The organism is Pseudovibrio sp. Ad46, assembly GCF_001623065.1.
Lineage (GTDB): Bacteria > Pseudomonadota > Alphaproteobacteria > Rhizobiales > Stappiaceae > Pseudovibrio.
Genome location: NZ_LMCG01000005.1, coordinates 342,658 through 355,363 on the forward strand (window position 1 = coordinate 342,658; position 12,706 = coordinate 355,363).

Genomic DNA, 12,706 nt, shown 5'->3' on the forward strand with positions numbered 1-12,706 from the left:
TTCTACTTTTAACTGGTTGAAAATAACTATGTATAAAAATCAGGTGTTAGAGCGTGTTCCGTTTGATTGGATTCAATCAAACGATCAGAATTCGTTCTAACAAAGATTTTAGAGCATGGTGTGTGAATGCGAATGAACGCGACGTGCTCTAGGGCGAGAGCCACGAGATTCAGTCATTTAAAGCATATCGCCGAAAAGTAGACGTCGATTTTCGGACAAAGATACGCAAACTGCTTTAGTCAAAGTCATTTTATGCATCGATAAGGGAGAAGTTTGTTGCAGGCAGATGTTATCACATCAAACGAGCTCGCCTCTGTGCAGCAGGGCTCTGCAACAAAAGCACTTCAAAACCCGTCTGTGCGCGTGTTGCAGTCTGCTGTTGAAGTAGCTGAACTCCAGCAGCAATGGCACCAGCTGGAGCAGGCCTCCAAAGGCAATCCGGTCTTTCAAAGCTATGCCTGGACCATGGCGATGCTTGAAAATCCTGCATCGGTCCAATCAGCCAAAATCTTCGCTGTCTACGACCAGCAAAGCCTGATCGCGGTTCTGCCGTTGCGCATTGAAAAGCAAAAGTCCCTGAAAGCGCTGACTGGTTTAGGAGAGCCTTTTCAGCAGTACTCAGAGATGCTGCTTACTCCCGGCTATAACCCTGCTGCCGTGTTGGATTACTTGAAGCCCCACCTTCAAAAGGCTGGCGCAGATGTTATCCACCTCCGCCAGATCAGAGAGGGCGGTGCACTCTATGAGTATGCCAGCACTCATTTTACCGAGGTCGGAGAAGCTGATGGCGCTCCATGGCTGGATCTGAGTCAGTGGGATAGTTTTGAGGACTATCTGAAGTCCATCTCCGCCCGTTCCCGCAAAACCATCCGCAACCAGCGCAACCGTCTCCACAAATCAGCAGGCCTTTCGCACCGCGTGATCCGGCAGGAAGACCCGGAACTCGAAACCATGCTTCTACGCACCCTAAACGGGCGTGAGAACTGGGTCGAAGCCATGGGTTACTCATCGCGCGCTCTGGAAGGCGATGGCTTGCAGAACGTCCTTTTCTCATTAAGCAAGGGCACGGCCAAAGGCTGCGAACTCATCGCTTTCGAGTTGAAGCATGGTGATCTGCCAATCTCTACCGAATGGGGTTTCCTGTTCGAAGGCTGCTATTCCGCTTACATGGCCGATTGGAACCCGGACTACGAACAATCCAGTCCCGGTAAACTTCACCAGATGGACGTCATCGAGGCGTGTTTTGCGCTTGGGATCGATAAGATCGATTTCCTGAAACCAGCCTCGCGCTACAAGATGACATGGACCTCACAGGTCGCCAGCGTCTTTGATGCCGTCAGCCCGCTCTCCTTCAAAGGACAGCTCTATGCCAGCCTCTGGCTCAAGAACCTGCGGCCCTTAGCAAAGCGCATCGTACTCGCAATGCCAAAAGGTCCGAGAGCACTCCTGATGAGCTCCCTGAAGAAGATCAGGGGCTAACTCTGCCGAGAGGGAGAACTCCCTGAAACAGGACGCTCCAAAGCTCTTTTCAAACATAAGCGCGCAAAAGAATGCGAAACAACGCAAATGAACGCACTCATCAACGCAACAAAAAAGCCCGCTCAAATGAGCGGGCTTTCTCGCAAAATCTATTGCTAGATCTTATTCGTCGTCGTTCTGCTTCTTCATAGCTGCAGCGAGGATGTCGCCGAGAGAAGAGGAAGCGTCAGAAGAACCGTACTGTGCAACCGCTTCTTTTTCTTCAGCGATTTCAAGTGCTTTGATGGATACACCAACGCGGCGGGTCTTCTTGTCGAACTGAGTGATACGAGCTTCGATCACATCGCCAACGTTGAAGCGGGTAGGATCCTGCTCACCACGTTCACGGGACAAGTCAGCGCGACGGATGAATGCAGAGAGGTCGCCGTCTACGAGTTTAACGTCGAGGCCACCGTCTTTGATTTCAGTCACTTCACACTTAACGATTGCGCCCTTACGAACAACATCGCCAGCGGATTCAAACGGATCAGCGTCGAGCTGTTTGATGCCGAGAGAGATACGCTCTTTCTCAACGTCAACGTCAAGAACGACTGCTTTAACAACGTCGCCCTTTTTGTACTCTTCGATGACCTGCTCGCCCGGACGGTTCCAGTCCAGATCGGACAGGTGAACCATGCCGTCAACATCGCCTTCAAGACCGATGAACAGACCGAATTCGGTCTTGTTCTTAACTTCACCTTCTACGGTGGCGTTAAGTGGGTACTGCTGTGCGAATGCATCCCATGGGTTCTGCAGAGTCTGCTTGAGGCCCAGGGAGATACGGCGTTTGGAAGCGTCCACTTCAAGGATAACCACTTCAACTTCCTGGGAAGTAGAAACGATTTTGCCTGGGTGTACGTTCTTTTTGGTCCAGGACATTTCGGAGACGTGGATCAGGCCTTCGATGCCTGGCTCCAGTTCTACGAATGCACCGTAGTCGGTGATGTTGGTAACACGACCGGAGAACTTGGAATCCAGTGGGTATTTGGCTTCGATGCCATCCCATGGATCGGTTTCCAGCTGCTTCATGCCGAGGCTGATGCGGTGTGTTTCCTGGTTCACACGAACGATCTGCACCTTCACGGTCTGACCGATTGTCAGAACTTCGCTTGGGTGGTTGATACGACGCCATGCAATGTCGGTAACGTGCAGGAGGCCATCGATGCCACCAAGGTCAACGAATGCACCGTAGTCGGTGATGTTCTTAACAACACCCTCAACGGTCTGACCTTCTTCCAGGCTCTGAACGAGTTCAGAACGCTGTTCAGCGCGTGTTTCTTCCAGAACAGTACGACGAGATACAACGATGTTGCCACGGCGCTTGTCCATTTTCAGGATCTGGAAAGGCTGTGGAGTGTGCATCAGAGGAGTAACGTCGCGTACTGGACGGATGTCTACCTGAGAGCGTGGCAGGAATGCTACTGCGCCGTCCAGATCAACGGTGAAGCCACCTTTAACCTGGTTGAAGATCTGACCAGTAACTTTTTCACCAGCTTCGAAAGCAACTTCAAGGCGAACCCAGCTTTCTTCGCGGCGAGCTTTGTCGCGGGACAGAACAGCTTCACCCATCGCGTTTTCAACGCGCTCAAGGTAAACTTCTACTTCATCGCCAACGGCCATTTCGCCGTCACGGCCTTTAGCGCCGAATTCCTTCATAGGAACGCGACCTTCAACCTTAAGACCTACGTCGATGACTGCGAGGTCTTTTTCGATAGCAACAACGATGCCTTTTACAACGGTGCCTTCAAAAAGGTCGGAAGTCGCAAAGGATTCTTCCAACAGAGCTGCAAAATCTTCAGCAGCAAAGTTTTGATTTTCCATAAAATCTCCTGATGCCATAAGAATGGCGCTCGCCGGCGGGTTTGTGTTAACACTAAAGGACAAGGGCTCCCGGTTTTCAACTCGCGTTGAAAAACAACCACTTACAAGTAAGTGGGCCGGCGAAAGCGGTCACACTTGTCCAAATTCGGTATCGTAACAGTCGCTTGATATAACAAACGCGAACTCCGAAGGCTGTTATGAAACAGCTGAATTCCGGGCGCGTTCGACGATATCCACAGCCGCACGAAATGCGGAGTCTATATCCATTTCTGTCGTATCAAGCAAGTGTGCATTTTCAGCGGGTTTTAATGGAGAGTCTTTTCTGGTGCTATCGCGCTCGTCGCGACGCTCCAGATCCACTAAGATTTCATTAAAATCTGCTGGAATTCCCTTGCCGTTCAACTCGTCTGTTCGGCGCTTTGCACGGGCTGCCGGAGAGGCGGTAATGAACAGTTTCGCGGTCGCGTCCGGGCATACAACAGTCCCGATATCACGGCCATCCAAGACTGCGCCCGGCTCTTGCTCAGCAAACGCACGCTGAAGGCTCACCAGTTCCTCGCGCAAGCCAGAAAGAACCGCAATGCGAGAGGCCGCCTCACCAATTTCATGGGAAGAGAGCTGATTGCGATCCAAATTACCCAGATCAAGGTTCTGGGCGACAGAGATTGCAACGTTTTCATCACCAAGTGGCAGGCCGCGCGCAAGCAGCGCAGCGGCGACAGCACGATACGTCAAACCAGTATCCAGATGGCGGAGTCCAAAATGCGCAGCGAGCTGGCGTGCGAGCGTTCCCTTGCCAGATGCCGCTGGTCCATCCAGAGCAATAATCATGCAGCTTCCTCATTTTTATTTTCAAGCTTGCCACCCAGCTCACCAAACATGGAGAGGAAGGTTGGGAAGCTTGTCGCGATTGGCGCTGCATCATCGACCTGAACCGGCTTGTGTGCAGCGAGCCCCAGAATAAGGAAGCTCATTGCGATCCGGTGATCCAGATGTGTTGTAACAGTGCCACCGCCAATATTGTTTGCCCCACCAGTAACAGTCAGACTGTCCTGTTTTTCAACGCACGGAATACCGTTTGCTTCCAAACCACGTGCAACAGCAGCCAGGCGGTCTGACTCTTTGACACGCAGTTCTTCAAGACCAAGCATGACAGTGTCACCTTGAGCAAAAGCAGCAGCAACAGAAAGAATTGGATATTCATCAATCATGGAAGGTGCTCGGTCCGCTGGAACCGTAATACCCTTTAATCGCGAATACTTGGCGTGAATATCGCCAATCTTTTCTCCGCCGCTTTCCCGTTCATTCGAGATGGTAATGTCTGCGCCCATTTCAAGCAGACTAGTAATAAGTCCAATGCGAAGCTCATTCAAAAGCACACCTTCAACGGTGAGATCAGAACCCGGTGTGATCAGGGCAGCAACAATCGGGAAGGCAGCTGAAGACGGGTCACCAGGAACCGTAATATCCTGAGGCTGCAGCTTCGGTTGGCCTTGCAGCGTGATGATACGCTCACCGCTCTCGTTCACTTCAACCTTCAGGTCTGCGCCAAAACCAACCAGCATTTTCTCTGTATGGTCACGTGTCGCAACAGGTTCGATAACAGTTGTTGTACCAGCGGTATTCAAACCAGCCAGCAACACAGCGGATTTCACCTGCGCAGATGCCATTGGCACGCGGTAAGTGATTGGAATTGGTGTGTCACTGCCGCGGATAGAGGCTGGCAGACGGTCGCCGTTACGCGCAACAACCTGAACACCCATCTCACGCAACGGGTTAAGGACGCGGCCCATTGGGCGTCCAGACAGCGAGGCATCGCCAGTCATGGTGACGGCAATCGGGTGGCTCGCAAAAATACCCATTGCCAGACGTACGCCTGTACCCGCGTTTCCAAAGTCAATTGGAGCTTCCGGCTCAAGCAAGCTACCCAGTCCAACACCCTCAACCGTCCATGTGTCATCTTCCTGACGAACACACTTGGCACCAACCGCATTCATAGCATTTGCTGTGCCAATCACATCTTCTGATTCGAGAAGGCCAGAGATGGTGGTTTTGCCAAGCGCCAATGCGCCAAACATCAGAGAACGATGGGAGATAGACTTGTCACCTGGAACTTTGATTTGACCATTGAGCGGAGAGCCGCTGTGAGCGGTCACAATTTGCGGTGACGAATTATGGGACATGTTCATTTCCGGGGTTGCGAGACTTAAAAAACTAGTTCCTCCTAGCACGGAAGAAAAAGACAGTCACCCTAGGGCGCATTGAACTATTGCGAAATTTCAGCAGTGAATGTACGACTTCGGGTAGATTTCTAAGATTTATCTTTGACATGATGGCCAACCTGAGGCTAAGGGGGCCGTCAACGAGATACAAACAAAGGTGAGAACCGTGGCAAGACCGGAACTCGGAACCAAGCGCCTGTGCGCGGCGTGTGGCGCTAAATACTACGATTTGAAACGTGACCCGATCATCTGTCCTAAGTGCGGCGACATGTTTGATCTGGGCATGACAGCAAAAACAGCCAAGGCTGTAAAAGCTGTTCAGAAAGAAGAAGCTAAGGAAGCATTGGTCAAAGACGATGCAGAACTGGTTTCTCTGGAAGAAGCAGACGCTGAAGCATCTGGTGAAGATATTCCTGAGCTGGAAGATGAAACTATCACTGATGATATCAGTGGTGATGACTCCGATGTGTTCCTCGACGATGAAGATGATGAAGACGCTGCCGTACCAGGCATCGTTGTGGCTCGCGACGACGACGAAGTCTAAAATTTCCACAGCTTGTGAAACTGCAGGCTGTTAAGAGAGTATTCTCTTGAAATGTGGGGGCGGCCCATCTATGTTCCGCCTCCATCGGCACACAAACTTCATTGAAGTTTCAGTGCCTAAGGAAGAAATGATGGGGCCTTAGCTCAGCTGGGAGAGCGCTTCGCTGGCAGCGAAGAGGTCAGGAGTTCGATCCTCCTAGGCTCCACCAAAGACATTTTGCAAAAAATGTCTGATGTTCTGCGAAGAATGTCTGGCATTTCGCAAGAAATGTATACCTTCCTTAAAGACTACGCAGCAGGGCAACCCAAGCCCGTTTTAAATGCTGCATGGTATGGGGCCTTAGCTCAGCTGGGAGAGCGCTTCGCTGGCAGCGAAGAGGTCAGGAGTTCGATCCTCCTAGGCTCCACCAAAATCCTTTTGCCAAAAATTCAGCTAAGAATATCCGGCTCTTTCAAAAAAGCTCCCAACAATGCTTTTAGATTATACCTGATCGTCCTCTCATCGTTTTTGGCTGACTTCACGTCGTTTTGGAACGTGTTTGACAAATCGAGCCAATCTCGCGGTAGTGACGGTTTGCGCACTATGAGAATTGAAGCTCTATCGCCATTGATACGCAAGGAAATTGCTATACATCTGCCGCAACTGGTTCTTTTGAGCAGAGGCTGTCGATGACTGCACCCGTTGTTATCCATTGGTTCCGTCAGGATCTTCGTTTGAGTGATAATCCTGCTCTGACTGCGGCCTGCGAGGCCGGCGCGGTTATTCCACTCTACATCCTGAGTGACGGTGAAAAAGGTGCGCGCGAACATGGTGGAGCGACGCAGAACTGGCTGCACCATTCTTTAAAAGCTCTCAATAAAAGCTTGAAGGGGCAGCTGTTGATAATGCGCGGTGACCCATCTGTCATTATCAAGAACCTTCTTCAGGAGACGGAAGGGACGGGCGTTTTCTGGAACAGATGCTACGAGCCCTGGCGCATAGAACATGATGCACAGCTGAAGTCTGATCTGGAAGAGATTGGCGTAACTGCTAAGAGCTTCAACGGTTCGCTTCTTTGGGAACCATGGCAAGTGGCAAAGCCAGATGGTGACCCATATAAAGTCTTCACTCCGTTTTATCGTAAAGGCTGTCTGCAAGCGGCTGAGCCGCGTAAGCCCTTACCTACCCCTGAACCCATGCGGTTACATCAGGTGAGTACAAATGGAGCGCTGTCTCTTGATGAACTGGGACTGATCGACAACTGTCCATGGTCAGTGCGACTGAGTAACTGTTGGGAGCATGGAGAGCAGGCGGCGCAAAACAGGCTCTATTCGTTTCTCGAAAACGGCATCTCCAATTACAAGGAGGGGCGTAATTTTCCCGCTCTCACGCATACTTCACGGCTTTCGCCTTACCTGCATTTTGGAGAGATTTCGCCCAATCAAGTCTGGTGGGCGCTCAGTATGCACGAAGAGACACATGACATTGACCATTTCCGGAGTGAGTTAGGCTGGCGCGAGTTCTCCTATTCCCTGCTGTTCCATAACCCAACGCTTCCTCAAAACAATCTCAATACTAAATTCGATCGCTTTCAGTGGGTTTCTGACGACCAACGCTTGTTGGCTTGGCAAAACGGGCAGACGGGTATCCCAATCGTAGATGCAGGTATGCGCGAGTTGTGGCAAACCGGTTATATGCATAACCGCCTGCGGATGGTCGTCGGCTCGTTCCTCGTAAAGAACCTGCTGCTGGATTGGCGCTCAGGTGAGGCATGGTTTTGGGATTGCCTGGTGGATGCAGATCTCGCCAACAACTGTGCAAGCTGGCAATGGATTGCTGGCTGTGGTGCAGATGCAGCCCCGTACTTCCGTATCTTCAATCCCGTGCTACAGGGCGAGAAGTTTGATGGCCACGGTGATTACACCCGTCGCTTTCTCCCGGAGCTCAAAGAACTGCCGGACAAATACCTCTACAAACCATGGGAAGCTCCCAAAGACATCCTGCAAGATGCGGGCGTTGTCCTAGGAAAAACGTATCCGTTGCCAATCGTTGACCTCAAAAAATCACGAAATGAAGCGCTGCGTGCTTTTGAGAAAACAAAATAAAATTCAGATCAGAGTGATCTGCCTTCAATTCCGGTCAGTATAAGAACTTGTGCGCGGCAGGATGTCGCAGCCAAATCTAATGTAATTCCCTGATTTACATCTCTGGGGAGTGGAGGGTTCTATGCGTTTATCTATGATTTCTTTTGTAAGCTCGCTTGTTCTTGCTGGATCAGTGAGTGCTAATGCAGGAACTATTGTAGAAGTAGCTCAAGGGGCAGGGCAGTTTAACACCCTTATCGCTGCAGCTCAGGCCGCTGGTTTGGACGGCGCATTAGCGAACGGTGAAAATCTGACGGTCTTTGCTCCGACCGATGAAGCGTTTGCTGCTCTTCCGGATGGAACAGTAGAAATGTTGCTGAAGCCTGAGAACAAGGATCAGTTGATCGCGGTCCTGAGCTATCATGTCCTGCCACGAAAGCTCGCGTCCACTGACCTTCCAGGCCGGACAATTCATGTGAAGACAATCAAGGGTTCTGGAGACAAGACACTTTCCGTCTCAAAAACATCGTCAGGTGTGACAGTCGACAAGGCAAACGTGATCAGCGCCGATATTCCTGCAGATAATGGAATTATCCATGTGGTCGATGCAGTATTGCTACCCTCCAACTAGTTTGGGGCATATCTTCAGTCTGAAGAAGCTCAACTTGGGGGCGTGGAGCGTAAGTTTCGCGCCTTCAGTGCTGTCACAAAACGCGATTAGATGACTCTATTTGATTGAAACGAATACATTTCATCTTTTCGAGCATGCAAACTTTTGCATTAGAAATTGCATTCGGTGAGTTGCACACAGTGCGCCTGTGGATAAGTTTGAGCGCCTTTCGCATTCGAAAAACTGCGCCTTAAAGCATTAAGACAGCTCATCCGCAGAAACGTGCAAGGCGCAAAAATAGATTTTATTCGCCGTCTAGGTATTTCTCCTTTATATCAAGTGATTAGCCGACAAATTTTTGCATAATGCTCAACATTCGAAATCTTTCGTATCGAATTTTTTCGAAACAAAACTTCCAATTTTAGACACTTCAATCATGCTGAACGGCAGAAAATATTGCATAAAAAACAGTCGCCTTGGATCGGTTTCACTTTTCCGAAACATGACAATCTCATGATAATTATGAAAAAAAACGAAGATCCAATTGCAATTCATCGAAACTTCAAGAAACTGTCATCCTAGTGTGAAACACCTAAGTGATATCGCAGATGAGGCGTAGGGGATGGATCGTCACTGCGATGGATCAGGTGTTAACTCCGCTTCGCATGTTAGATTTTTTCAACTTTCCCAATGGGGGGCAACAAAAATGACTCTTCGTAAAGCAACTGGTGTCGCAACCTTTGCAGCACTCGCAATGTCTTCAACAGCATCTTTCGCTGCGACAGAAATCAACTGGTGGCACGCAATGGGCGGCCGTCTGGGTGAAGTTGTCAACGAAATCTCCACCAAATACAATGCGTCTCAGGACGCGTGTCAGCTGACCCCAGTCTATAAAGGTAACTACGAAGAAACCTTGACTGCTGGTATTGCGGCATTCCGTGCTGGCGAACAGCCAAACATTCTTCAGGTATTTGATGCAGGTTCCGCTACCATCATCGGTGCAAAGGGCGCAGTTGTTCCAGCTGAAGACCTTCTGAAAGACGCTGGTGTTGAATTCAACATCGAAGATTACATTGCTGGTGTTCGTTACTTCTACGCTGACGCAGCTGGCAAAATGATCGGCATGCCGTTCAACTCCTCTACCCCGATCCTCTACTACAACGTAGAAGCACTGGCGAAAGTAGGCGTTGAAGCTCCTAAGACTTGGGAAGAGTTCGAAGCGATCGCTCCTAAGCTGAAGGCTGCTGGTTATATTCCTTTGGCACAGTCACACCTGCCATGGATCTTCACCGAAAACTTCATGTCCCGCCACAACCTGCCATTCGCAACCAACAACAACGGTTACGACGGCGCGAAAGGCACTAAGATCCTCGTGAACAACGATGCGATCAAAATGCACTTCACAAAGGTTAAAGGCTGGCTCGACGCTGAGCTGTTCGGTTACTACGGCACTGGCTGGGGTGACAACCAGAAGGTATTCCAGGACGGTTCCGCTGCAATGTGGCTCGGTTCTTCAGGTTCCTTCGGTGGCCTGACAAAATCCACAGACTTCAAATTCTCCGCAACCTACCTGCCTCATTGGGCTTCTGTTAGCGAAACAGGCACCAACACCTTCATCGGTGGCGCTGCACTCTTCGCAATGTCCGGTAAGCCAAAAGCAGAAAACGACTGTGTTGCGAACTTCTACTCCTTCCTGACTTCCGCAGAAATGCAGTACTACTGGCACCAGGAAACTGGTTACGTGCCAATCACCAACGCTGCATATGAGCTGGCAACTAAGGATGGGTACTACGACCGCGTACCTGCAGCTGAAATCGGCATCAAGCAGCTGACACTGCCAGGTGGAGACAACACCAAGGGTTACCGCATGGGCTTCTACGTTCAGGTGCGTGACGTGATGAACCGTGAATACGGTAAAATCTTCTCCGGTGACAAATCCGTAGACGACGCATTCCAGACCATCGAAGACGAAGCTAACAAGCTTCTGGCTCGCTTTGCTAAGACGTCTAACTAAGACTTAGCATTGAGACTTTCGCTAAGACCGGAGACGCTTTTAAGTGTCTCCGGTCTCAGGTTGTTTTGGAAATAGAATGTTCCCATGCGTCAAAGAGCGCAGTGAGCTTTTCTGAACAAGCGGTCAGGCTTGCTAAGCAACCGGCCACCACAACGAAAACAGCGACCAGGCCAGTCCATGAAACGAGTTCAATTCTCACATCCATTGATGCCATACATGCTGCTGCTTCCGCAGTTGGCAATTGTTGGCGTCTTCTTTCTGTGGCCAGCCGCAGAAGCAATCAGGGCGTCTTTCTATCTTGAAGACCCGTTTGGCTTCGGCTCCACCTTTGTTGGCCTAGACAACTTTAAAGATGTTGTTTCCGCGAGCGAGTACAGCAGAACTGCATGGTTCACGCTGATCTTCTCAGCTGCGGTGACATTCTTTTCTCTCAGCATTGCTCTTTTGCTGGCAGTCAAAGCAGACAACGTTATCAAAGGCGCCTCCACATACCGCACTCTGCTCATGTGGGTTTATGCGATCGCCCCTCCCGTCGCAGGCCTTGTAGGCGTGATGCTGTTTGACCAGCACATTGGCCCACTCAACGATCTTGCCCACGCCCTTGGTTGGAACATGCAGATCGGTGTGAACTATTTTGATACTGCATTTGCTATGACCGTGATTGCGGTTTGGAAGCAAATTCCGATCAACTTCATCTTCTTCCTCTCTGGTCTCCAGAGTGTTCCAAAATCCGTTCAGGAAGCAGCTGCGGTTGATTGTAGATCTTCTTCACGTCGCTTCTGGACTGTGACTTTCCCACTGTTGGCTCCAACCAGCTTCTTCCTGCTGATCATCAACATCACTTACGCGCTCTTTGATACATTCGGTATTATCGATCTGGTGCTTAAGGGTGAGCCAGGCAACAACCCTGTAACGCTCGTTTATAAGGTGTTCCTTGATGGCTTCCGCGGAAACGACCTTGGTGGGTCCTCAGCACAGTCTGTGATCTTGATGATACTCGTGTTCGCTCTCACTGTGGTTCAATTCCGCATGATCGAACGTCGCGTGCACTACAGTTAAGGAGGGATAGATGAAACGCTCACAGTTTTGGGATCACGTGATCCTCGTTCTCGGCGCCCTCTTTATGCTGGTGCCAGTTGTCTACGCACTCATGACGTCCAGTCATGATGCTGTATCCATTTACAAAGATGGCCTTCAGCTCTCTCCAGGCGGCCATTTCGTTGACACTTATAAGCAGGTGTTGACAGAAGCTGGCGGTTTTACCAAGTCTGTGACTGGTCTGACTATGCTGTGGAACTCTTTGGTTCTCGGCCTCGGCTTTGCCTTCGGTAAGATCATCATTTCCATGCTCGCGGCTTACGCAATCGTGTATTTCCGTTTCCCGCTTGGAACGTTCTTCTTCTGGATCATCTTCTCCACCCTGCTGCTACCTCTGGAAGTGCGCATTCTGCCTTCCTACGAGATCGTACAGGGCCTCGGTATGGCGAACACCTATTCAGGCCTGATCATCCCATTGATTGCGTCTGCAACAGGCACTTTCTACTTCCGCCAGTTCTTTAAGTCCGTTCCGGATGAGCTGGTTGAAGCTGCGCGTATCGATGGTGCAGGACCGCTGAAGTTCTTCATCGACATTCTTGTTCCACTCTCCAAGACCATGATTGCTGCAATCTTCATCATCATGTTCGTGTTTGGTTGGAACCAATACCTCTGGCCAACACTCATCACCACAGATGAAAGCCTCTTCACGCTGGTGCGTGGTATGAAGCAGATTCTGCAGGTGTGGATTGGTGCGCAGATCCCAGATACGAACCAGGCAATGGCGCTTGCAGTACTTGCAATGCTTCCACCTGTTCTGATCGTGGTGATCTTCCAGTCTTGGTTTGTTAAAGGGCTCGTGGAAAGCGAGAAATAAAA

10 protein-coding genes and 2 tRNA genes are annotated in these 12,706 nt (G+C 50.4%); 9 read left to right on the plus strand and 3 right to left on the minus strand.

The genetic code is table 11. The annotated features are described in order from the left end of the window. Positions 1-276 precede the first annotated feature (276 nt). On the plus strand, positions 277-1,479 hold the full coding sequence (locus tag PsAD46_RS03140) for a GNAT family N-acetyltransferase (protein ID WP_208981638.1): 1,203 nt from the start codon (positions 277-279) through the stop codon (positions 1,477-1,479). A gap of 162 nt (positions 1,480-1,641) precedes the next feature. On the opposite strand, the gene rpsA is transcribed toward PsAD46_RS03140, so the two are convergent. The 3 genes from rpsA to aroA all read right to left on the minus strand — a co-directional run bounded on the left by rpsA (position 1,642) and on the right by aroA (position 5,522). Next, positions 1,642-3,339: a 30S ribosomal protein S1 gene (gene rpsA, locus PsAD46_RS03145; RefSeq protein WP_063286510.1), complete on the minus strand. Its 1,698-nt coding sequence runs from the start codon at positions 3,337-3,339 to the stop codon at positions 1,642-1,644. 195 nt (positions 3,340-3,534) lie between these two features. Then, positions 3,535-4,170: a (d)CMP kinase gene (cmk, locus tag PsAD46_RS03150; protein ID WP_063286511.1), complete on the minus strand. Its 636-nt coding sequence runs from the start codon at positions 4,168-4,170 to the stop codon at positions 3,535-3,537. Next, entirely contained in the window at positions 4,167-5,522 is a 1,356-nt protein-coding gene (gene aroA, locus PsAD46_RS03155; protein ID WP_193757816.1) for a 3-phosphoshikimate 1-carboxyvinyltransferase, read from the minus strand. The genes cmk and aroA overlap by 4 nt, the downstream gene beginning before the upstream one ends. 205 nt (positions 5,523-5,727) lie before the next feature. On the opposite strand from aroA, the gene PsAD46_RS03160 reads away from it, so the two are divergent. The 8 genes from PsAD46_RS03160 to ugpE all read left to right on the plus strand — a co-directional run bounded on the left by PsAD46_RS03160 (position 5,728) and on the right by ugpE (position 12,704). After that, positions 5,728-6,105 (plus strand): TIGR02300 family protein, encoded by a 378-nt coding sequence (locus tag PsAD46_RS03160; protein ID WP_063286512.1) that lies wholly within the window; start codon positions 5,728-5,730, stop codon positions 6,103-6,105. A gap of 132 nt (positions 6,106-6,237) precedes the next feature. After that, positions 6,238-6,313: transfer RNA gene (locus tag PsAD46_RS03165), tRNA-Ala, on the plus strand. Between the two features lie 125 nt (positions 6,314-6,438). Next, positions 6,439-6,514, plus strand: a tRNA-Ala gene (locus tag PsAD46_RS03170). Between the two features lie 259 nt (positions 6,515-6,773). Then, on the plus strand, positions 6,774-8,189 hold the full coding sequence (locus PsAD46_RS03175; protein WP_063294220.1) for a deoxyribodipyrimidine photo-lyase: 1,416 nt from the start codon (positions 6,774-6,776) through the stop codon (positions 8,187-8,189). Between the two features lie 121 nt (positions 8,190-8,310). After that, on the plus strand, positions 8,311-8,799 hold the full coding sequence (locus PsAD46_RS03180) for a fasciclin domain-containing protein (RefSeq protein WP_063299468.1): 489 nt from the start codon (positions 8,311-8,313) through the stop codon (positions 8,797-8,799). Positions 8,800-9,484: 685 nt separating this feature from the next. Next, positions 9,485-10,792: an extracellular solute-binding protein gene (locus PsAD46_RS03190; RefSeq protein WP_063286516.1), complete on the plus strand. Its 1,308-nt coding sequence runs from the start codon at positions 9,485-9,487 to the stop codon at positions 10,790-10,792. Positions 10,793-10,969: 177 nt separating this feature from the next. Then, positions 10,970-11,851, plus strand: a complete 882-nt coding sequence (locus PsAD46_RS03195) for an ABC transporter permease subunit (RefSeq protein WP_057462725.1) — start codon at positions 10,970-10,972, stop codon at positions 11,849-11,851. 10 nt (positions 11,852-11,861) lie between these two features. Continuing rightward, positions 11,862-12,704, plus strand: coding sequence for a sn-glycerol-3-phosphate ABC transporter permease UgpE (gene ugpE, locus PsAD46_RS03200; protein WP_057462726.1), 843 nt, complete (start codon positions 11,862-11,864; stop codon positions 12,702-12,704). The last annotated feature ends 2 nt before the right edge of the window (positions 12,705-12,706 follow it).

Bases quoted from the DNA above. Each gene is read 5' to 3' on its own strand.
- PsAD46_RS03175 (WP_063294220.1), top strand. From the start codon at position 6,774: ATGACTGCACCCGTTGTTATCCATTGGTTCCGTCAGGATCTTCGTTTG.
- PsAD46_RS03190 (WP_063286516.1), top strand. From the start codon at position 9,485: ATGACTCTTCGTAAAGCAACTGGTGTCGCAACCTTTGCAGCACTCGCA.
- ugpE (WP_057462726.1), top strand. From the start codon at position 11,862: ATGAAACGCTCACAGTTTTGGGATCACGTGATCCTCGTTCTCGGCGCC.
- PsAD46_RS03195 (WP_057462725.1), top strand. From the start codon at position 10,970: ATGAAACGAGTTCAATTCTCACATCCATTGATGCCATACATGCTGCTG.
- cmk (WP_063286511.1), bottom strand. From the start codon at position 4,170: ATGATTATTGCTCTGGATGGACCAGCGGCATCTGGCAAGGGAACGCTC.
- rpsA (WP_063286510.1), bottom strand. From the start codon at position 3,339: ATGGAAAATCAAAACTTTGCTGCTGAAGATTTTGCAGCTCTGTTGGAA.
- PsAD46_RS03180 (WP_063299468.1), top strand. From the start codon at position 8,311: ATGCGTTTATCTATGATTTCTTTTGTAAGCTCGCTTGTTCTTGCTGGA.
- aroA (WP_193757816.1), bottom strand. From the start codon at position 5,522: ATGTCCCATAATTCGTCACCGCAAATTGTGACCGCTCACAGCGGCTCT.